Annotated in this window: 15 protein-coding genes and 1 tRNA gene; 8 read left to right on the forward strand and 8 right to left on the reverse strand. The window is 34.3% G+C overall.

Translation table 11 applies throughout. The features are described 5' to 3' along the window. Positions 1-113 precede the first annotated feature (113 nt). From HHX25_RS15840 to HHX25_RS15850, 3 genes are all read left to right on the forward strand, one after another. Entirely contained in the window at positions 114-2,966 is a 2,853-nt protein-coding gene (locus HHX25_RS15840) for a T9SS type A sorting domain-containing protein (protein ID WP_169675510.1), read from the forward strand. Between the two features lie 245 nt (positions 2,967-3,211). Continuing rightward, the gene (locus HHX25_RS15845; protein WP_169675511.1) at positions 3,212-4,804 is read left to right on the forward strand and encodes a T9SS type A sorting domain-containing protein; all 1,593 of its coding nucleotides are present in this window, start codon (positions 3,212-3,214) and stop codon (positions 4,802-4,804) included. Between the two features lie 81 nt (positions 4,805-4,885). Then, complete coding sequence (locus HHX25_RS15850; protein ID WP_169675514.1) at positions 4,886-7,450, forward strand: Ig-like domain-containing protein; 2,565 nt, start codon at positions 4,886-4,888, stop codon at positions 7,448-7,450. A gap of 268 nt (positions 7,451-7,718) precedes the next feature. On the opposite strand, the gene HHX25_RS15855 is transcribed toward HHX25_RS15850, so the two are convergent. From HHX25_RS15855 to mce, 4 genes are all read right to left on the reverse strand, one after another. Continuing rightward, complete coding sequence (locus HHX25_RS15855; RefSeq protein ID WP_169675516.1) at positions 7,719-10,373, reverse strand: DUF5916 domain-containing protein; 2,655 nt, start codon at positions 10,371-10,373, stop codon at positions 7,719-7,721. 130 nt (positions 10,374-10,503) lie between these two features. Then, positions 10,504-11,889, reverse strand: a complete 1,386-nt coding sequence (locus HHX25_RS15860) for a hypothetical protein (protein ID WP_169675518.1) — start codon at positions 11,887-11,889, stop codon at positions 10,504-10,506. Between the two features lie 246 nt (positions 11,890-12,135). Continuing rightward, positions 12,136-12,209 (reverse strand) — tRNA-Ile (locus tag HHX25_RS15865). A gap of 49 nt (positions 12,210-12,258) precedes the next feature. Next, complete coding sequence (mce, locus tag HHX25_RS15870) at positions 12,259-12,663, reverse strand: methylmalonyl-CoA epimerase (RefSeq protein WP_169675519.1); 405 nt, start codon at positions 12,661-12,663, stop codon at positions 12,259-12,261. Between the two features lie 112 nt (positions 12,664-12,775). Between mce and rbfA the strand changes: the two genes are divergently transcribed. Together rbfA and HHX25_RS15880 are read left to right on the forward strand one after the other, a co-directional pair. Next, positions 12,776-13,171, forward strand: coding sequence for a 30S ribosome-binding factor RbfA (gene rbfA / locus HHX25_RS15875; RefSeq protein ID WP_169675521.1), 396 nt, complete (start codon positions 12,776-12,778; stop codon positions 13,169-13,171). A 44-nt stretch (positions 13,172-13,215) separates the two neighbouring features. Further along, positions 13,216-14,421, forward strand: a complete 1,206-nt coding sequence (locus HHX25_RS15880) for an ABC transporter permease (protein ID WP_169675523.1) — start codon at positions 13,216-13,218, stop codon at positions 14,419-14,421. Positions 14,422-14,444: 23 nt separating this feature from the next. Here the strand turns inward: HHX25_RS15880 and dusB are convergent, their stop codons facing one another. Beyond that, a complete protein-coding gene (dusB, locus tag HHX25_RS15885; protein ID WP_169675525.1) occupies positions 14,445-15,440 on the reverse strand; it encodes a tRNA dihydrouridine synthase DusB in 996 nt (331 codons plus the stop codon). An 88-nt stretch (positions 15,441-15,528) separates the two neighbouring features. After that, positions 15,529-16,647, reverse strand: coding sequence for a T9SS type A sorting domain-containing protein (locus HHX25_RS15890; RefSeq protein WP_169675528.1), 1,119 nt, complete (start codon positions 16,645-16,647; stop codon positions 15,529-15,531). Positions 16,648-16,701: 54 nt separating this feature from the next. On the opposite strand from HHX25_RS15890, the gene HHX25_RS15895 reads away from it, so the two are divergent. The 3 genes from HHX25_RS15895 to HHX25_RS15905 all read left to right on the forward strand — a co-directional run bounded on the left by HHX25_RS15895 (position 16,702) and on the right by HHX25_RS15905 (position 19,243). Next, a complete protein-coding gene (locus HHX25_RS15895) occupies positions 16,702-17,445 on the forward strand; it encodes a prolipoprotein diacylglyceryl transferase (protein ID WP_169675530.1) in 744 nt (247 codons plus the stop codon). After that, positions 17,435-18,829: a radical SAM protein gene (locus HHX25_RS15900; protein WP_169675532.1), complete on the forward strand. Its 1,395-nt coding sequence runs from the start codon at positions 17,435-17,437 to the stop codon at positions 18,827-18,829. Before HHX25_RS15895 ends, HHX25_RS15900 begins: the two co-directional genes overlap by 11 nt. A gap of 210 nt (positions 18,830-19,039) precedes the next feature. After that, positions 19,040-19,243 (forward strand): hypothetical protein, encoded by a 204-nt coding sequence (locus tag HHX25_RS15905; RefSeq protein WP_169675534.1) that lies wholly within the window; start codon positions 19,040-19,042, stop codon positions 19,241-19,243. A 13-nt stretch (positions 19,244-19,256) separates the two neighbouring features. Here the strand turns inward: HHX25_RS15905 and HHX25_RS15910 are convergent, their stop codons facing one another. Then, a complete protein-coding gene (locus tag HHX25_RS15910; protein ID WP_169675536.1) occupies positions 19,257-20,018 on the reverse strand; it encodes a LytR/AlgR family response regulator transcription factor in 762 nt (253 codons plus the stop codon). Between the two features lie 4 nt (positions 20,019-20,022). After that, complete coding sequence (locus HHX25_RS15915; protein ID WP_169675538.1) at positions 20,023-21,972, reverse strand: sensor histidine kinase; 1,950 nt, start codon at positions 21,970-21,972, stop codon at positions 20,023-20,025. Between the last annotated feature and the right edge of the window lie 143 nt (positions 21,973-22,115).

The following is a 22,115-nucleotide window of genomic DNA, read 5'->3' on the forward strand; positions in this document are numbered from 1 at the left end:
GATAATCGATCTTTTTAAAATTATAACTAAAAACCGCTAATAGCTTAATTAATAAAACTATGTGAAATATTTATTAAAACATATCTACAAATCAATTTTATAAAACCCTACTTATGAAAAAAAACAGATTGTCTTTTACATTAAAAAAGTATAAAAAGGTTTCATTATTTGTGTTGTTCGTATTTTTATACTTTTCATTACAAGCCCAAAGAGGACTACAATATAGTCCAGAAGAAATAGAAATTTGGAGAGCAAGAGCTGGATTGGTTTCTGGACAACAGATGTATCACACTAAAGGAGATGTAAGTACAAATAGTCCAGGAGATTGGAGCCGTATTTTGGCAGATGCCAAAAGTTGTGTTAATGATTCCGATAATGATCGGTATACTAATTATGATGATAGTCGAGGATTACAAAGCCCTATTACAGAATTAAACTCCCCTTGGGTGCCTAACAATACCTGGCCAGATCGAATCCCACATATCGACGCGAAAGAACCTCGCCCTGGTATTAGTGGAAATGATTATGCAGCCTTATCTGTAATGCATGCTGGTTTTGTATACTTATTGGCAGGAGGTGATGATCAAAAAGTTGATGGCATCTCTGGAAGCGAATATGCCCATGCAGTAAAAAACGAATTGGTATGGTATGCCAAAAACCCATGGTTAGATTTTTCTAATACAAGACGTTGGGTTCCATCCAGGTCAGGAGGGTTTAACGATAGAAACCCAGGGTTTTTTATCGCTTGCTGGCTAAACTCCATGCTGAATGCTTACGACTATACCAAATCGAGTAGCGTATACACTTCAACCGATAGGGCAGATATTGAAAAGTGGTTATACCATGCTATGGTTTTTTACCACTCATTAATGTATTCTGTTATGAGTAGCCCCTTTACAAACTATGAAAGCGGAGATTACGGCAGTGTGACAATTGGTGGGTGGATTGATCGAAAATTAGGCGCGGCATGGGAAGGAGCTCCATACACATCTTATGGGTTTAACGAATTCTTTGCCAATCGCAGTACTGTAAACTGGAGATTTGCCTCAAGAGCTGCATTATTCTTAAAGGATCATACTGTATATGGCAGCAAAGCAAAAGACATTGTAAAGGATGCTCACCGATGGTTTAAGGAATGGGTAATCTATGGTACTTATGCAGATGGGACACACGTAGACTTTCATAGAGGCAAACCCTCTCAACCACAAACAGGATTGCAATATGCTACTATAGCCATAGGAGCTGTAGTTGATTTTGCAGATGCCTATGAACGCGTCATGCATAATGACCCTTCATTTGAAAGTTTTTATGATTGGAAAGTTGTTTCGGGCTCTGATGAATACAATAAATATTTCCCTGCGGCAACGGAGGAAAGGCCTTGGAGAAATAGCTTAGTATTTTCTTCAGGATCAAAAGGCTTGGAAACAGTAATAAGTTCCTTGCTTAAACATTTTGACGGAAGTTATGGACGTTCCAGAAAATGGGGGAACTACCCAATTAATGGACACTCTTATCCTAACGGTGCTTTTGTAAAGATTGTGGAATCTGAAAGATGGGTTTCCTTAGCGAATCTATATTACAAAAAATCAGATTGGACAACCATATACACAAGAACCCAAACAGGCACTGTTCCTTACCACTCCAATCCAACCAAAGCGGGCAGCTACGATATTAATCTGGGTTCATGGGGAAGCCACCCAGGCACTTTATTTATGTTTGGTCAAATGGAAGGGAAAGTATGGCCCTATAGCACTGAAGATCCAGGCCCAAATCCTAATCCAGACCCTAATACCCCATTTATTGAAGCAGAAGACCACTATATAGCCTTGGTAAATGCAGGTACACTAGGTGATGTTGCCAGTGTGGAGCAAGTAAATTCTTTACTGAGTCAGGAAAAAGGTGTGAAAATTTATGATAGAGGTGACAAACTTAGAATCCCATTTGCTGTAGAAAAAAACGGTTTATACAACATAAACCTTAGGGTAAGGGTTGGCGATAGACAAAACGCACAAAGTTATCTGCCTAATGGGTATAAGGTACAGATTGATGAAACCTTAAAAACTTATAATGCTATTAAAGGCATTTCTGAAGAAGATAGTGCTTTTGGAATATCGTATTGGGGATCGTTACAATTTGAAAATATAGAACTTGAAGCAGGAAACCACACGCTGGATGTTGAGGCATCTCAAGCCTGGGGTATGGTTGACTATCTTGAGGTTGTTAATGTATCAAACACATCAGGTAACTTGGTCTTAGAAGCAGAAGACATATATGAGCCCGTGATCGACACAGGAACTCATTCATCACCATCTGTAGCTCAAGATACATCCCCTTTGTTAAGCAATCTAAAAGCCGTGAAACTATATGACTTGGGAGATGTTATTAATCTAAAACTAGAGGGTATCAATGCAGGAGATTACCAGATAAGAATTCGTGTTCGATCTGGTGATAGAAGCAGAAAAGATTCATATTTTTCTAATGGATATCAGGTAAAAATAAATAATGTCGAAAGAGCCTTTTTTGGGGATGTCGAAAGTATATCTGAAAGAGATCGCAATTTTGGAATTGCCTATTGGGGCGATTTAGTTTCTGAAAATAGTGTTTCACTAAGGGCTGGTACTAATTCTATCGAAATAAAGGCTTTGAAAAACTGGGCGTTAGTGGATAAACTAGAACTTATAGCAAATCCAGATAGTAGAGTAACTGGATTAGTTTTAGATATTACCAAACCGTTCTCGTTATATCCAGTACCTGCAAAAGAATCAATAACCATCAAAAAACGTAAAGCGGAAGATGTTATAGACGACGTATCTATCTATAACTTTCTGGGAATATTAATATACAGATCCATCGAAGCCTTTGACGTCTCAAAAACGATTCATACAGGTAATATGGTTAAAGGTAATTACATCATCAAATTAAGAATTAACGGTCAGGTTATAACAGAACAGTTTATAATAGAATAGGCGGTTTAATTCTTTTTGGAAAAGAATTATTAAATCAACACAAAAAGTCCTTCTTTATTCTTTAAATACGTTTTTTCAAAAAGGATAAGATTATAAAAGTTTTTTATCTCAAGAATGCAATAAAAAACTCTATTAGCTTATCTGCTCTCATCATAATTAAAAAGAATACAAGAGGGATTTTTTGTTTAGCTACATAACAATGTTATATGATTATTGTTTATCAACTTTTTTAAAAAAAACAGAAAATGTACAAGATTAGCACAAAAGAATATTCCTTTTTGATTACGTGCCTATTTGTCGTCAGCTTTTTATTTGCTAATAATCCAAATATAGAAAACACTTGTAATTGCGATTATGTCGTAACGCCCGAAAGTACAGCATACAATGCTTCTGCTGTCAACCCAGGAGAAAAAATATGTATCGAAGGAGGGCATAGAAAAGAATTACGGTTTGATAACGTAAATGGAACCAAAGACAATCCAATTATTATTAGCAATTGCGATACTAGAGTGATTATCGAGTCACAAGCTAATTATGGAATACTATTTACAAAAAGCAAACATTTTCATCTATCTGGTACTGGCGCAAATGACACATATGGCATTTATATCAAGCGAACAAACCTCATGGGAATCAATGTAACTGGATTGTCATCTCATTTTGAGATTAACAATATTGAGATTAGTAATACAGGGTTTGCGGGTATTATAGCAAAAACTGATCCGAGTTGTGAGAATAAGGATTTACGGTCTTTTGTGATGGAGGAGGTACTATTGCACGATAATTACATTCATGATGTCGAAGGAGAAGGCATCTATATTGGATATTCCTGGTATCCGTCCAGAGAAGTTACTTGTTCTGGCACTACTACAACTTTTTACCCTCATAGTGTACAAAATGTGGATATCCATCATAATACCATCACGCATACTGGATGGGATGGCCTCCAAATAGGATCGGGAGTTGCAAATATTAAAGTGCACCATAATCAAATAGATATGTATGGTTTGGAAAAACGAAGTGCCCAGGACAACGGCATGCAGATTGGAGCTGGAACTACAGGAGATTGGTACAACAACAAAATCACTAATGGTCAGGGCATTGGCGGAAATGGTATCATCGACATAGGTCGGGGTCATTCGACCATTTATAATAACATCATTATAAATACCAAAGGAAACGGGATATATACTAACGATAAAGGCCACATAGATAGCAATTCATATTATAGAGCTTTCAACAATACCATTGTAAACACGGGATCGCATGGGATTCATTTCTCCATGGCGTTCACCAATAATAGCAATAACTTGTTGGCCAATAATATTGTCGTTAACCCTAGAAGGCAACCTTTTTCATTTAGCCCATCCCGTGTCAATGCCTCAAACAATTCTCAAGTAAATGATTTAGACCAAATTAAATTTACAGATGCTGTAAATGGGGATTATAGTTTAAAAGAGAACTCTCCTGCAATAGACTCAGGAATGAATCTTTCTGGTTTTGGGGTCACTTTTGATTACGAAGATAAAATTAGAGATATAAACAAGAGCCCGTTTGATCAAGGGGCCTATGAGTATAAGCCTCTTTTAAATATCAATGCTGTTTCATCGACAAAAAAGCACTTTAAAATGTACCCGAATCCTGCTTCAGAAAAAATAATTTTTGACCAAGTATCAAAAAAAATAGAAATCATAATATCGACAATAACAGGTAAAAAACTATTTCAAACAACTTTACTTCCGTTAAGAAAAGATGTGGATATTTCTTCTCTTGACAAAGGCATATATATCATTAGTATAAAAGATGAAAATCAGTTTTTTAAACTTATTAAACAATAATTTCATTATGAATAGATGTGTGATTTTTTTACACGTGTATTCAAGCTCGACAAAGAAATCATAACCCCTAAAAATAAAATCATGAAAATCATTAAAATTTCAATTTTTTTATTAATCTACCTAACAACAAAACTTGCAATGTCCTCTACATATTACGTATCCCCTAATGGGAATGGTGATGGTAGTTTACAAAACCCTATGGACTTAAATCAAGCTAATACCCTGGCAAAACCAGGAGACATCATTTATCTTTTGGGAGGAACCTATAAGCAGCAATCCATTTTTCCAGAACAATCGGGTACCAAGGATGCTGTTATTACTTATAAACCCTATCAGTCTGAAATACCAGTTTTAACCCGTATAAATACGGCTATAAAATTAGTGAACCGGTCGTACATAATTATTGAAGGAATTCATATCAATGGTGGGAAAGTAGGAGATAAATCCACCGTAAAACATTGGGCTACATTAGAGAATGCCCATTATTGTACTATTAAAAATGCAAACTTTAAATACTCTAGAGGTTGGCACGGTATTCTTGTGGACAAAGGAAGCTCTTACAATTCATTTCTAAATAACTATTTTGATTATTGTGGCAGTTGGAGCCATTCACCTAGCGACCCTATTGGAGGAGGAGATGATAGTGGTGATTTGTTTTATCTTAAATGCGGTAAATACAACTTAATTGAAGGCAATACCATGAAACACGGTGGGCACGATATTTTAGTAGTCGATGCTAGTTTTAACATTATAAGGAAGAATGTTTTTGATGGCGATTGGAGCGATTGGGGCGGCAGAAAGATAGGAAGTAGAGCTGCATCGTTCTCTGCCAGAGTAAATAAAAACTGTTCTGGAGGAGGAACACTTGAAAAAGATTCTGGGGGGTTCAATGTCATAGAATATAATATTTTCAAAAATACAGGATGGTTTCCAGATAATATCCAGAACTTGGCTGTAAAGCTATTTGGGGTTAATCAGATTTTTAGATTTAACAGGATAGGCAATAATATTGGCAATGGTCTCTCTATGTCTACCAGAGATGAACACCCTTACAGCAGCAAGAATAAGATATATAACAATATTATATACAACAACACTTGGAGTGGGGTGTTTTTAAGAGATTTTGAAAAACAAGGCAGGTCCATTTCCAGCAATGTTTTTAAGAATAACATTTTTTATAACAATGGGTCAGACCCTTACAATAGGAAAGGGACAAAACAAAAGGATAGTGACGTGATTTTTTGGCTAATTTGGTTAAACCAAAAGGATCCCTTCCGTGACAATAAGATTAACGGCAATATATTTAACAAGACATCTGGAGAGCCTTCAACATTATTTGTAAAAAATGCGGGTAAAAAAGCTTCTATATCTTATTATGAAAACGAGCATCCACAATATGTAACTCATAATTATGAGTTTTCCCCAAGTTTCTCAAACGCATCTCCAGATATTGACTCGGATGAAGATTTTTATTTAAAAGAAGGGAGCCAGGCCATTGACAAAGGGGAACATCTCACATTTACCGTGAATTCTGGTTCGGGAAAAGTTTTGATCTTAGAAGACTCAGGTTATTTTTTCGATGGATACGGTATGTTAGCAGGAGATCAAATACAAGTAGGGAACAATGACCCCATATCCATTATAGACATTAATTATGAAAAAAACGAAGTTGTGCTTTCAAAACAAATAAGTTGGAAATCTGGAGATCCTGTTAATCTAACTTATTATGGAAAAGCCCCTGATATAGGAGCTTACGAGTTCATTAAAACGAATATGCCTAAAATGGAAATTACAGAAACATTGGCTTTTGGAACAGTTACGGTTGGTTCTTCGTCCAGTTTGGACATATCAATCAGGAATATAGGAGAGGAAACAGTTATTATTTCGGATATAATAGCGCCTTCAGATTTCAAAGCAGATTGGAGTTTATCCAATATCAACCCTGGAGAAACCAAGAAAATAACAGTGACCTTTACGCCAACTACATCTAAAACAATCAATAATGTATTGACCATACATTCTAATACCGAAGAATCAATTTATGATATCGATCTTACCGGAACGGGTGTTAACCCATCGAGTGTAATTAAGGACGTATTACTCGTTGATACAAGAAGCGCTATTACTATTGCAGAAATAAGCCAAGATAATACCATAGACCTAAAAGGTCTTGATGCCTCTAATGTCACCATTAAAGCAGATGTGATTGGTGCATCACGAGTTCATTTTAAATTATCTGGCAAACAGAATCATACTAGGTCTGAAGGTGTCCCTCCTTACGCATTATTTGGAGATCGTAATGGTATTTTGAAACCCTGGGACGTTGAAGATGGCTCATATCGTTTAAGGATCAAGGCTTATCAAGAAAATTTGTTGTTAGAGGAAAAGGAAATCGAATTTTCTGTACTAAACACTGCCAGCCATGACGGAGTTCTTGGGCAAAATGAAAAGGACGGGATTCATATTTATCCTAATCCAACCAATGGGATTATACATCTTCCACAAGGTAAGTTTTGGAAACTTTTTAATACGTTTGGCACAGAAATACAATCAGGAAGCGCCTCTCAAATTAATCTAAACACACTCTCTAATGGTATTTACTATTTACATATTGGTTTTGTAGTAAAGAAAATTATCAAGGAATAGCTGTTTAATTGCCTATGACCAATAAACAGTCTTTCGTAAAAATAGCTACAAGTAACCACATCGTTATACCATTACTTAAAGACCTCATAAGGCAGTCTTTGATTAATTCTATCCTTTAATGTAGTTGATTATTTTGAGTCAAAAAAATATGAGATATTGGATAACAAGCAACACCCCGCTAGTAAGTGGGGTGTTTTAAAATAGTCTTTAACCCTCTTCAGGCTTAGCCTACCAAAGGAACAGTACCCAATAGAGATGAATTGTGTAACTATAAAAGAAATCTATAAGTAGCCTTTAAAAGAAAAATATTCTGAGGTTTTTCTTCTCCAAAAACATTATTGCCCAAACTTTTAAAAAGACCTTCTTGTGGGTTTCCTGATTGCGAAATATCTTGAGACCATACCAAGAAAATTTCAGATCCAGGAATATACTCCCAACGCAAAACCAAATTAGATCGAAATTGAATAAAAGAGAAGTCCGGATTATCAAAAGCAAAATCTGCTGTACCATTCAAATCGTCATCAACTTCATAAACATCATCTATTAAAGAAAGCTGATTCATGTTATACTCAGAAAAACGCGCATCAAAATTACTTGCCAATGAATTATTAATATACTTAAAATTAGAATACCTACCTCTAGAAATAAAAGGTTGCCCCCAATACTGCACCGTAAAATTCGGATTAATATTATAATTGATTCTTAACGAAAGTCTCAAAGTCTGTTGAGCTATGGTTCCGTTTAAATAACGGGTATCTCCATTAAAATCAATATTATCAATATACTGAAGCTTATCTTTATTAACGCTATAGGAAGGAGAAACAGAAAGACTTAAAGCATTAATGGGACGGTATCTAAGTCCTAATTCTAAATGATTTGACCTGTATGAGCCATCTGTACTATAATTTCTATTGTGAAAAATATTAAAACGCACCTTTTTGCGGTCATCTGTTCTTATACTATTCCAATGACTAATTTCTGGAGAAATACGTAACCTTGGCCCGCCCCGTAAAGCAAAATTAGAAAAATTAACGGGTGTATAATTAAATCCAATATTACTAAACCAATTACTTTTCCATCGTTGCCAGCTATTAACATTAAATCGCAAGGTATTATGATTACCTCCAAAATCCCAAACACTCCAATGATTATAATTTATACCAACCCTTCTAAAAGTTTTATCGGGCTTTAGTGTTTGATATCCAACCCAAGTATAATGGCGAATATCATCCGATTGTCTTTGAAATCCAATATCGTTCAATTCTAATTCTGGAGATCGCCATGTGGTGCCAGATTCAAATTTCCAATGACCATCACCCACTTTCCCAATCTGTAAATTACCACCAGACCCCGTAAGAGACGTTTTGTTTGAATCCAAAGACACATGGTCTGCATCTACTCTTTGAAACAAATGCGTAATGGATTCTTGCGTGTTTTGAATCGCTTCTTCACTACCTAGTACATGACTCCAAATAAGATTCCCTCCAACATACCAATCTCGGTCATGCCATTGGTGCTTAAAGTCCAGACCTCCACTATAAGCCGATGTGTGCAAAAAATCTAATTCTTCAGTTAAATCATCTCTATTAGTAGCAGTAAAAATACCTCCAACAAACGTTTTTCCTTCATTAAAATCTTTTTGGACTCGACCAACAAAATAATTAGTTAAAGGCTCTACGGTTTCATTTCTTCTAACACCATTATTGTCTATAATAGCATGCCTCTTGGCGGTAAGACTCTCTAATACGCCAATAGACCACCCAGATTTGGTTTTTCCACTAAATTTTGCAGCACCTAATATAGGTGTGTTTTCTGGTTGATCCACAAACTCATCATCACTTGAATCGACGGATCCTTGAGGACTACGGCCTATACGCCTTGAATAAAAAAGGTTGTCAGAACCAAAAGTATTACCTGCCTGCGATTGAGATATTCTGTAATTAAAAATATTCTTGTTCTCCACAAAAAATGGTCGCTGCTCTCTAAAAAAAACCTGAAAACCATCAAGAGCGATAGCCGATGGGTCTGCTTCTACTTGTCCAAAATCGGGGTTTACAGTAAGATCTAATGTTAAATCGTTCGTAATCCCTATTTTGGCATCCAAGCCCGCTGTTACTTCACTACTACTTCCACTTTTAAAAGGGTTTCCTGCTTCTGGTTCATAAGTTTCTCCTTTAACTACAAAATATGGCTGAATTTCTAATTGTTTCTGAGGCTCTAAATTTATTAAACCGTGTAATTCTCCATAAGCACTAACCCAACCAGACATGTCTACAGGTTTTCTCTGCCATAAGGAGCGTTCTTCTTTTCTAAAAATGCGCCTTATAGATTGCAAACCCCATATTTGTTTATCTAATTTCCCAAACTTAAATTGACTCAAAGGAATTTTAAATTCTGCGGTCCAGCCTTCAGAGTCTATGTTTGTTTTTGCATACCAAATAGGATTCCAACTGGCGTCCCAATTATTTCCATTATTAGAGACAAATTCATCTCCTTTTACACCAGCAGCAGAGATATTAAAGGAAAAAGCACTGCGTTGATCGTGATAACTATCAAAATTAAACTCGATCCAATCTCCTTCAAAACCATCACGTCTAGATAGTCGTTTTACAATTTTATCGGGCGCATCATCATAACAGCGTACGCCTATGTATAAAAACTTCTGATCATAAACTATTTTAAACCTTGTCTGAAAGGTTGGCGGGGTATTTTCATCGGGCTCATGTTCAATATAATCTCCTGCCCAGTCTACAATGTCCCACGAAGCATCATTTAAAAGACCGTCTATTACTGGAGCTTCATGATTATATAATGCTTTTGTCGTGTATCTTTTTTTTTGAACTATAACAGCCGTAGAATCTTGAGCAGCCAAAAATGCTTGAACAGCAAAAATAGCGCAAATTGCTAATAAACTTGTTTTCATGTGATTGGTTCTGATTGATGCTACCGCTTAAAGACTTAAATTTAAGGGGACTGTTACGGTTTTACGTGCATTTTATTGTTTTTTTAACAAAAAAAGTCTAAACTCCTTATATAATTTGGGCTTTAGGATTTTAATTTATTTTAGGCACCGTTATCGATTTATTTATCCAACACGGAATTTTAATTTCTTTACCAGAACAAGTGCAGATAAATATTTGTTCCTTACTTGGAGCTAAAGCGAAGTACCTTGAAACAAATTGTTGTGTAACCCTTTTAAGTGTTGGATCTATTCTAGACGCTTTTTTAGCCTCTTTAGCGGCCAACCAATAAACTGCCCTTTTATTAAAATTATCATTGCCGCATTCATTAGCACTAGCCGCATACATTGCAGCTATAGCCAAATGGGGCTTTCCATTTGAAGGGTTTAATTTTAGAGATCGCCTAAAATAACTTCTGGCTTGCGCGTAACTTCTTTTTTTCTTCAAGATTAAACCAATTTTATAAGCTAATCGCGATTTTTTAAATACATCCGTTTCTAAATTATATGCCTGAGCTAAATACTTATCTACCTCTTTTGTTTTTCCGTTTTTGATTAAAACCGTTACTACATAAATTTTGGTTTCCGCAGATGGAGCAACTCTATCATATGCCTTAACTAACTTTTCATACAAGGGGTCTCTGGCACATTCTTTATAATACAACCTGTTTACTGCTCGTTTTAACCAAACAGAATCTGTCTTTTTAACCTCAAAATCTTTATTATATAGTGGAATTAAATTTAAACAATCAGCTTTTTCATCAATTATTTTGCTTAAGTTATTTGAAATCAAATCGTAATTTTTCAGATAACTTTCATAAGACGCCTTTCGTTGCTTTTCTTTATGCGTTAAAATTAAGCTATCATTTTCCTTTTCAATTAGTTTATTCAGTTTAAGGGAATAATTCTTAACCTCTGTTTCTATTTTTTCATTTATATCATCGTATTTATCAAAAACTTCTTTTAGAGTTTTTTTTCCTTCAACATGTAACTCTACAAGTAACGAAAAATAGGTGTAAAGGCTTTTCGGATTGGTAAATGCTTCTTTATCTAATTTAAAGGCACTGTCAAACCCATGGTATAATTCATCATTAGTTTTTTGAAGCATTTTCCTGTAATCATACATTAGCTGAAAAGCTTTAACAGAATATACGCCTTTCGGGGTTTGGCTTGAGAAATAGTCTTTACGCTTTTCCCATAGTTTTAAAAGTACTTCAATGAACTCTTTCTGTTTACCATTATTAACGTTTTTTATCTTATGCTTTAATATTTTTTCACCATCTGTATAAATGGCAATACTCTGTTCTGGACAACTGTCTCTAACAAATTCCCAAGGCTCGTAAGCTCTATCAAAATTTTTTGCTTTAACATATTCATGAAAAAACGAGAGCTTTGTTTTACATTCTATGTTGTTCTGAGCTAAGCTGATTTTTACAACACTCAAAAAACAAACACAAAATACTATAATGCTGGATTTCATAGAGGATTCGTTATTGTTAACAGTTTCAGATCAAAAAACTAAACCACAAAAGACATGCCGCAAATAAGGAGTCAAAATATTTATAGAGGTTATAATGTAAACTAAATAAAAAAGCCACTTCTTGAAAAAGAAACAGCTTCTCCACAAAATGGTCCAACTTGGGTTCATCTCGACTACGCTCGATACAGGCTTATCGCCTAGAATATATCAAACAAAAAACCCTTCTTTTTAGAAGGGTTTTAAGCGTGGTCCCACTTGGGCTCGAACCAAGGACCCCCTGATTATGAGTCAGGTGCTCTAACCAGCTGAGCTATGGGACCGAAATTGGAGTGCAATATTACTACTTATTTTATTTCTTAGCAAGAAAAATTAGTCCTTTATCTCTTGACATAACTCGATTAAAACCCCATTTGAAGATTTTGGATGTAAAAAAACGACCAATTTGTTATCTGCTCCTTTTTTCGGAATATCGTTTAAAACCTTAAAACCTTCATTTTTAAGACGTTTTATTTCTGCTTCAATATCAGTAACATCAAAAGCAATATGATGAATGCCTTCGCCTTTTTTATTTATAAATTTTGCAATCGGGCTGTCTTCATTGGTGGCTTCTAATAATTCGATCTTATTCTCACCAACCTTAAAAAAAGAGGTATTAACACCTTCTTTTTCTACGGCCTCTATTTTATAATGAGATTCACCAAACAGTTTAGAAAACAATTCATTAGAGTTTTCAAGGCTTTTTACAGCAATTCCTATATGTTCAATTTTATTCATTGTCATGTTTTTTTGTCATTCCCCTGTAGCAGGAAATCTTCATTTATAGTCAAGATACAAATTATGTAAACCAAAAGTAAGATAATCTTTAAATATCCATTATTTTTGCATTATGGAGGAAAGCCAAAGACAAAAAAAAATAGGATCCGTTTTACAGCGCGATCTGGTTGAAGTACTGCAAGGTGCAGCGACACAGGGTGGTATGCAGGGTGTATTAATATCGGTATCTAAAGTAAAAGTCACAGTAGATTTATCGGTTGCTAAAGTCTATTTAAGTATCTTTCCCAATAATAAAGCTAAAGAACTCCTTGAAGGCATTAAGTCGAATACCCCTTTAATTAGACATGAATTAGCACAACGTACCAAACACCAATTAAGACGTATGCCCAATTTAGAATTTTTTATAGACGACTCTTTAGAATATATCGATCAAATAGAAAAATCTCTAAAAAGGCAAGAAAATCCTATTAAAGACCCCAACAGTTTAGATAAAAGAAAAAAATCCTAATCAACCTTTAAATTAAGACCTATTTTTCGTTACTTAGTATCACCATGCATTTTCCACTATACATAGCAAAGCGTTATTTACGCTCTAAAAGCACTAACAATGCTATTAACTTTATAAGTATTATTGCCATTATAGGGGTTATACTAGGTGCTGCATCGTTATTTATTGTGCTATCTGGTTTTGCTGGTCTAAAGGATTTTACGCTAGAATTTTCAAGCATTGTCGACCCTGATTTAAAAGCCGAATCTTCAGTTGGTAAATCATTTATTTTAACCGAAGAGGATATTTCCAAGTTAAACAACTTAGAAGAAATCGATCTGTTCTCAAAAACTATTGAAGAACGTGTTGCGATTACCTGTAATGATAAAAACTATTTAGCAACTATTAAAGGCGTTGATGGCAACTTTAAGAGCGTTGTTAATATTGAGTCAAAAATAGATCATGGTAACTGGTTAAGTCAAAAGTCCAACCATATTGTTGTAGGCTGGGGCATTTCAAATAATTTATCGCTGGGTGTTTTAGATTTATCAAAAACCATAAACATCTATGTCCCTAAACCTGGAAAAGGGCAAATAACGTCTTATAAAAAAGCATTCAATACTGTTAAGGCTGTTAATGTTGGCGTGTTTTATATAAACGAAACATTAAACGACACCTATGCATATGCCTCCTTAGATCTGGCAAAAAACCTTCTGGATTACAGTCCTAATCAAGTATCTGCAGTAGAATTTAAACTTAAGGAAGGTGTTGATGAGGCCATTGCCAAGCAAAAAATTCGAGAAGCCTTAGGCCCTAAAGTTGTAATAAAAAACAGAGCACAGCTAAACGATGCCCTTTATAAAATGCTAAACACCGAAAACCTCGCTGTTTATTTAATTTTTACTTTGGTATTAATCATTGCCTTTTTTAATGTTATTGGGTCTTTAATTATGATGATGCTGGATAAGAAGAGAAGCTTAAGCACACTATTTAATATGGGAGCGACTATAAAAGACATTCGTAAAATTTTCTTTTTACAAGGGAGTTTGATGAGCATTATAGGTGGTTTTATAGGTTTGGGGGTCGCATTAATAGTTACGGTGCTTCAAAAAGTATTTGGTTTGATTATGATAACACCCTCGTTAGCTTATCCTATGACCATAAAAGTTGAAAACTTCTTTATTGTATTTATAACTATTTCGGTTTTAGGGAGTGTTGCCTCTAAAATTGCATCTGTAAGAATTTCAAAATCGTTAGTAAAGAACTACTAATTAGAACGAGTTCCTCAAAGGAATTATTCCGTAAACTGATAATCCGAAAATTTTTCCAACACCTCATCAAAAGCAGCAAACACATCTGCCGAATGGTCGCTAGTTACCATTTTCATGCGGTATTCTTTAAAATGTGGAATGCCCTTAAAATAATTGGTATAATGTCTGCGTGTTTCAAAAACGCCTAATACCTCACCTTTCCAGTCAATAGACATCTGTAAATGTCTACGCGCCGCTTCAACACGCTCTGCCAAAGAAATAGGCGCTAAATGCTTACCTGTTTTAAAATAATGCTTTACCTGTTTAAAAAACCACGGATTCCCAATACTTGCACGCCCAATCATGGCACCATCAAGTCCGTAGCTATCACGCATTTCTACAGCTTTTTCTGGGGTATCCACATCGCCGTTACCAAAAACGGGAATATGCATACGTGGATTATTTTTTACCGCAGCAATTGGTTTCCAATCCGCATGGCCTTTATACATTTGTGCCCGGGTGCGCCCATGTATTGCAATGGCTTTGCAACCTACATCTTGCAATCTTTCTGCAACCTCAACAATTTTTATGGAGTCGTGATCCCAGCCCAAACGAGTTTTTACTGTTATAGGAATATCGGAACGTTTCACCATTTCGGCCGTGAGTTTCTCCATCAAACAGATATCCTTTAAAATACCAGCCCCAGCTCCTTTACTCACTACCTTTTTTACAGGACACCCAAAATTAATATCGATGATGTCTGGTTTAGAAGCCGAAACAATATCGATGGTTTGTAACATACTGTCCAGATTCGCTCCAAAAATCTGAATCCCCACAGGGCGCTCTTTTTCATAAATATCTAACTTCATAACACTTTTTGCAGCATTACGAATTAAACCTTCACTAGATACAAATTCGGTATACACAACATCTGCTCCTTGTTCCTTGCACAAAGCTCGAAATGGCGGATCGCTTACATCTTCCATAGGTGCCAAAAGCAAAGGGAAATCAGGAAGCTCTATGTTGTCTATTTTTACCATGTTGTAAATTTTGGGCAAAATTACTGTTTTTTAATCAAACAGAAACAATCCTAAAAATAAAGTAATTACAGGATCTTATTGCAAAAAATCACCGCTTGATAATTTTTTTTATCTGTGAAGTGTCATTTTTTAAATTAATTTTAACAATATAAATGCCTGGGTTAAAAACATGCATATCTACACTTATATTACTTCCTTTATAAAGGAGAACCAGTTTAGTATCATAAATCTCAATAGTAGCTACATGTCTATTTTTTACATGTAAAAACGTATCCACAGGATTTGGATACAACAGCATTTTATTTTCAGTAATAACAGACTCTAAAGTCAAAGCCATATCGTTGGTTGAGAACGAAATTAGTTTGGCATAATCTGAAAAGAGAGAGAGTTTAAAGGTTTCTGACGTTATAAAATATCGATTCTCGTTAACAAATGCAATTGCTTCAGTTTGTTCAAAATCAAATGAAGAAAGTGCTGTTTGCGTATTGGTGCCTGAAAAAATATCGTTTCCCTTAAAATTTTCACTAACCCAGACAAAGGGCTGTAAAATCTCTGTATATCCTACTAAAAAAAGTTTCTTGGTTAATGGGTTATAAGTACCTCCCGAAATTAGCCCTCCACTATTCAAAGTGGTATTCAGCTCGGATAAAGCATAAGTGCCAGGGGCTTTTGGAATCACATACACTTTTGTTATGCCATCAATCCAATTTTTACTAAATAACATCAAGTTAGTTTCATTAAAAGAAACAAGCGCTTCCGCATCCCAATCTGTATTATTTGGATTCGCCGTAAAATCTATTTGAGAGACATAATTAAAAGCAATCGTTTCAGCGATTATACTTGTATTATTTACAAAATCGGTTTTGCTGATTTTATAAATTTTCAAATCTGCCCTGTTACCGCTATTGTTTCCTATATCTCCAATATATATGCTCGTTTCGTCTTGAGTCATATCTTCCCAATCTACATTTGTCGCATTAGTAATGGTAACAGTCCTTGTAACCAAACCAGAAATAGTATCTAATTCGAAAAGCTTGTTTTCTCCGCCAGAATCATTATGAGTAATTAGCTTATTATTAAAAAAAATAGCTCCAGAAGACTCCATTAAATCATTTGGCAATGCAAATTTCTCTACAGCAGCATTTATCTGACTTGTAGCATCGAATGTACCTAAAATAAGAACTAGTATTGAAATTACAATTTTCATAGGCCAGGCCCTTCCAAACAACAAAGTTAACTATATTTATAAAAAATTTATCTTTTGCAGATTCCTTTTGAGCCTCAATTATTTGATTATAAAATAAATATACATCTGGTTTTAGAATACCTGGCATTCTTTATAGCCTTTCGGTATTATGTCCTTTTAAGGAGAAAAAACAACGATGTTATTTCATCAAACAACAGACTGTCTATTATTTTAGGCGCAGCGCTAGGCGCCTTAATTGGTTCCAGGCTGGTCGGTTTTTTGGAAAACCCTTTGGCAAGCATCTCACAGGAAAATATCATTCAATTACTCAATACAAAAACCATTATGGGCGGTTTGTTTGGCGGGTTGCTTGGCGTGGAAATCGCAAAAAAACGTATCGGCGAAACCCAGTCATCTGGCGATTTGTTTGTATTCCCTATTATTCTGGGTATTTTTATTGGTAGAATCGGGTGCTTCCTTTCTGGGATAAACGAATTTACCTATGGTATAGAAACTACTTCCATATTGGGAATGAATTTAGGAGATGGTCTCAATCGCCACCCTGTCGCCTTGTATGAATTGATCTTTCTAGTGGTTCTTTTTATAGGCTTGAAACGCATCAAAAATAAGGTAATTCTAAAAAATGGAGAACTGTTTCAATGGTTTATGATTGTTTATTTTACATTCAGGTTCTTCATAGAGTTTTTTAAACCCAACGTATTTTATGTCTTTGGATTGAGTACGATTCAAATATTATGTCTAATTTGTTTGCTTTATTACCACAAAACCGTTTTAAACATTTTTAAAAATGCCCGTTAGAAAATATACCTACTACGATTTTACTTTAAGTCTTTGTCCAGAATGTTTAAAACGTGTAGACGCTAAAATCGTGTTTGAAAACAACCATGTTTATATGCTAAAACGCTGCAACGAACATGGTAACTCTAAAGTATTGATTGCCGACGACATCGACTACTATAAAAACATAAGAAACTATAACAAACCTTCTGAAACACCTTATAAGTTCAATACAAAAACCGATTATGGCTGTCCATACGACTGCGGTTTATGTCCAGATCATGAGCAACACTCTTGCTTAACTGTTGTTGAAGTAACAGACCGTTGTAATTTAACCTGTCCAACCTGTTATGCCGGATCGTCGCCAACCTATGGAAGACATCGCACTTTAGAAGAAGTAAAAACCATGTTGGACACCATAGTTGCTAATGAAAAAGAACCCGATGTGGTGCAAATTAGCGGCGGCGAACCCACTATCCATCCCAATTTTTTTGAAATTCTAGATTACGCCAAATCACTTCCCATTCGACATTTAATGTTGAATACCAACGGGATTAAAATTGCCAAGGATTTTGCTTTCGCGGAAAAATTAAAAACGTATGCACCAGACTTTGAAATTTATCTTCAATTTGATTCGTTTGAAAATAGCGTATTGCAAGAACTTCGTGGTGCCGATTTAAATGACATAAGAAAACAGGCTCTTGAAAATCTAAACAAGCTCAATTTATCGACTACCTTAGTGGTCACCCTTCAAAAAGGGCTAAACGATCATGAAATAGGCAAAATAATAGACTTTGCCTTAAAGCAAAAATGTGTTCGAGGGGTGACGTTTCAGCCCACACAGATTGCTGGTAGATTAGAACATTTTAATCCAGAAACCGATAGAATGACGCTCACAGAAGTACGCCGAAAAATTCTGGAACAGACCACTATTTTTAACCCGGACGACTTACTCCCTGTACCCTGCAATCCAGATGCTTTAGTCATGGGCTATGCCCTTAAATTAGGTGGTGAGGTATTTCCCTTAACCAGATATATAAACCCCAATGACTTATTGGATAATAGCAAAAACACGATTATTTACGAGCAAGACGAAAATCTCCAGGGCAAGATGATAGAGCTTTTTAGTACTGGAAACTCTGTAGAAGTTGCCGAAGAAAATTTAAAGTCCATTATGTGTTGCTTGCCAAATATTGATGCGCCAAATTTGGGCTACGATAATTTATTTCGGGTTATTATCATGCAATTTATTGATGCTTATAATTTTGATGTACGTGCCATTAAAAAATCCTGCGTTCATATTGTAGATAAAAACAATAAAATCATTCCATTTGAAACCATGAATTTGTTTTACAGGGATGATAAAAAAGCACGATTAGAAGAACTTAGAAACGAGATATTATGAATATACTTTTAATTGAAGGTGGGAATTATCTGGGGGTATTTTTACTGGTTTTAGCCATTATGTTTTTACCTTCATTGATTCTACTAATTATTGGATTAGCTATGAGATCAAAAAATCGAAAAACATCAAAAGTACTTATAATACTATCTGTGGTTTATCTTTTAATAAGCCTTGGTGTTTGTGGAAGTATGATGATATAAAAACTTAATTATGTTCTATTTTTTAGAAGGAAATATGAATTTAGATGGTTTAATATACTTAATCCTAGCTATTATGTTAGGACCAGCTGTCTTATTAGCCATTATTGGACTCATTGTTCGCAATAAAAACAAAAAAGCCGCCAAAATATTGTTTATTCTGGCAGCTGTTTATGTTATTGTAAGCTTCGGTATTTGTGGGGGTATGATCGCTTAATAAAGACCTCTAATCAAATATCTATCCATGCTTTAATCACATCATTATAACGCCTTCCTGTTGTAATATTTGTGTTTTTTTTATCTCTTAGAGCAATTACATATCTACTATTAAAATACTTTTGAATATCATTCACATAATCTTTGTTGATAATTATGCCTCTATGTACTCTTAAAAAATTATCAGGCAGTTTTTGCTCTAATCGAGATAGAGGCTCTTGGGTTAAGTAGGTCTCACCTTTTGAGTGTATTGAAACATATCGCTCATCAGCTTTAAAATGACTAATATTTTCCAACTTTATAAAAATGAGTTTACCTCCTCGCTTTACGGTTATAGATGTCATTTTTTTAGCTTCTTTTTGAGAAGATAATTCTTTTAACAACTCTAAGATATTTTGGGAAGTTGTCTTTTCACTGAATAATCTTAATTTATCGACCGATTGTTGTAAACGTTCTAAACTTATCGGTTTCAATAAATAATCGATGCTATTCGTTTCAAAAGCTTTTAAAGAATATTGATCGTATGCCGTACAAAATATAACAATAGGTATATTTTTTAAACGCTCAAGCATTTCAAAACCTGATAATTCTGGCATTTCAATATCTAAAAAAATAAGATCTGGTTTTAAATCTTCTATTTTTCCCTGAGCTTCTATAGCATCTTCTGCAACACCTATTATTTCAAATATGTCTGGGAAATTTTCAAGTAATTTTAACAATCTTATCCTTGCTGGCGGTTCATCATCTATAACAATAGTCTTGTACACTTTATTCATTCCTCTATGCTGTTGGTTTAATTGAAATTGTAATATGTTTTTTAGGTGTATTCTCCCATTTTAAAGAGGCTCTATTGCCATAACTCAACCTTAGCAAATCATAAACCGTTTGCAACCCATGCCCACTTACTAAACCATTTGGAAAATCAGGGCCATTATCGCTAACAATTATTAAGAACAATTCTAAGATTTTTTTTATCTCCAAAGTAATATGTCCCTCCCCTCTTATTTTGGAAATACCATGCTTAATAGCATTCTCTACTAACGGTTGTAAGATGTACATAGGAATTTCTTCTTCTGTTAATGCTTCATCAATATGTGTTGTAAACTTTAAGCGTTCCCCAAAACGAATTTTTTCAATTTCTAAATAGTTTTGTACCATCAGAACCTCTTCTTCTACAGTACTCATTTTTTGTCCTTTTTTGTTTATAGAATAGCGAAACAAATTAGAGAGTGACAATGCCATTTTTTCTGTTTTATTTGGGTTATTATGTGCTAATCCAGCAATGGAGTTTAAAGCATTGTACAAAAAATGAGGATTAATATGCGATTGCAATAATTTTAATTCTGATTTTGCATTTAATGTTTTTAATCGGCTTAATTCTACGTCTTTTTCTTTTACTAGAGAGTCTGAAACATGATTTAGATAAATTAATACACCTCTTCCCAATGCTAAAAATACCCAGAAAAAAACAATTGGAAAAAAGAATTCATCTACCGCTTCTCTTCCTCCTTTTATAAAAAATATAGTAATTACTGGTGCACTAAATGCTAAAAAAGTAAAACACACTTTTAACAACAAAGTAAAACTAAAATTCATATTCTTTTTTATACACCTTTTTTCTAACACCCATAATAATAGAGATGTTATTAAAGCAAATATGAAAACATCGAATACAGCATCTATCTGCATCACTTTGTTGATTCCATAATAGGGTATCGTCGTTAAATGTTTATAAATTGATTGTAGATAAATATAATATGACCATACTAGTAATGATGGAAAAAAATAACTTAAGAATAAATATTCAAACTTTCTATTTTGAAAAAAACTAAAAAGTAAAACAAAAGCTAAAAGTCCTATAAAAAAAACAATAATTAAAGCTTGTTTTTTAGCGAAACTTTTATTCAAAAAAACATTAGCAAACCGCCACGAGTAAGCAGTATACAAATAGCCTTTAAATTGCTCTAAAAAATCGTTCGCATAAAGTTTATGTAATAAAAATTTGTCTGCTTCTGTAAACCTATAATCATCAGGGTTGAATTCTTTTCGGTTATAAATACCTTTAGCTTCATAAGAACTATATATGCCGGTATTTTCTTTAATATGACACAAACTTCTCAAGATTTCATATCGAACATATTGTTTTCTTCTGTCAAAGGAAGTCTCTTTATTTAAATAAAAACTGATTCTCGTATAGTTGAAAGATGGGAAAAAGGAGTTTATTCTTCTATTTCTAGAAATAACATTACCGTCCTTCAAATAAGAAAAAATAAGTTGTGAGCCATGATTAACTATACTTTTACGTTTTTCATAAAAAACAAGGTTTATCGTTGACGACATTGGTCGATAATACCTTCCTAGCTCTAATTTGTTTTTCTCATAATAATCGTCCAATTCATTTCCCGCTCCCAAGAAACCTATAACTTTGTTAGGGATTAAAAGCTTCAATTCCTGAATCACGCTAGCTAGTACAATACTATCCTGATGTTGAGCGCCTTTTAAATCAAAAAATATTGGACCTGTAAACTTTTTTGGAGATATTCCTTTATTATCTCCATTTTTATCAAATAACCTTTCTTTAATATACTCCCAATGTACATCTTTAGGATACTTAGATCTTGGATCGAATTTAACAGAATATATTTCTGAAATATGATTATAATAATTTGAAGAAATTAATATTATAGTAGGAATAGCCGAAATAAGTATAAGCAGAATAAGTTTTTTCATCACAGTAAATTTAAATATTTATGCCACAAATAAACTTTAAAAGACGTTTCGAAAAAACCAATTTCGGTTGAACTGCAATTAGAAGATATAAATTACATCTATTCAATTTTTCATGCTCACTTAAAAAACATCTATATTTGCAA

Origin of the sequence: Flavivirga algicola, from assembly GCF_012910715.1 — a bacterium.
Taxonomy (GTDB): domain Bacteria; phylum Bacteroidota; class Bacteroidia; order Flavobacteriales; family Flavobacteriaceae; genus Flavivirga; species Flavivirga algicola.

Excerpts from the sequence above, each read along its gene's own strand:
- HHX25_RS15900 (WP_169675532.1), top strand. The coding sequence starts at position 17,435 with ATGCCCGTTAGAAAATATACCTACTACGATTTTACTTTAAGTCTTTGT.
- rbfA (WP_169675521.1), top strand. The coding sequence starts at position 12,776 with ATGGAGGAAAGCCAAAGACAAAAAAAAATAGGATCCGTTTTACAGCGC.
- HHX25_RS15845 (WP_169675511.1), top strand. The coding sequence starts at position 3,212 with ATGTACAAGATTAGCACAAAAGAATATTCCTTTTTGATTACGTGCCTA.
- HHX25_RS15915 (WP_169675538.1), bottom strand. The coding sequence starts at position 21,972 with ATGAAAAAACTTATTCTGCTTATACTTATTTCGGCTATTCCTACTATA.
- HHX25_RS15850 (WP_169675514.1), top strand. The coding sequence starts at position 4,886 with ATGAAAATCATTAAAATTTCAATTTTTTTATTAATCTACCTAACAACA.
- HHX25_RS15890 (WP_169675528.1), bottom strand. The coding sequence starts at position 16,647 with ATGAAAATTGTAATTTCAATACTAGTTCTTATTTTAGGTACATTCGAT.
- HHX25_RS15860 (WP_169675518.1), bottom strand. The coding sequence starts at position 11,889 with ATGAAATCCAGCATTATAGTATTTTGTGTTTGTTTTTTGAGTGTTGTA.
- HHX25_RS15910 (WP_169675536.1), bottom strand. The coding sequence starts at position 20,018 with ATGAATAAAGTGTACAAGACTATTGTTATAGATGATGAACCGCCAGCA.
- dusB (WP_169675525.1), bottom strand. The coding sequence starts at position 15,440 with ATGGTAAAAATAGACAACATAGAGCTTCCTGATTTCCCTTTGCTTTTG.
- HHX25_RS15880 (WP_169675523.1), top strand. The coding sequence starts at position 13,216 with ATGCATTTTCCACTATACATAGCAAAGCGTTATTTACGCTCTAAAAGC.
- HHX25_RS15840 (WP_169675510.1), top strand. The coding sequence starts at position 114 with ATGAAAAAAAACAGATTGTCTTTTACATTAAAAAAGTATAAAAAGGTT.
- HHX25_RS15905 (WP_169675534.1), top strand. The coding sequence starts at position 19,040 with ATGTTCTATTTTTTAGAAGGAAATATGAATTTAGATGGTTTAATATAC.
- HHX25_RS15855 (WP_169675516.1), bottom strand. The coding sequence starts at position 10,373 with ATGAAAACAAGTTTATTAGCAATTTGCGCTATTTTTGCTGTTCAAGCA.
- mce (WP_169675519.1), bottom strand. The coding sequence starts at position 12,663 with ATGAATAAAATTGAACATATAGGAATTGCTGTAAAAAGCCTTGAAAAC.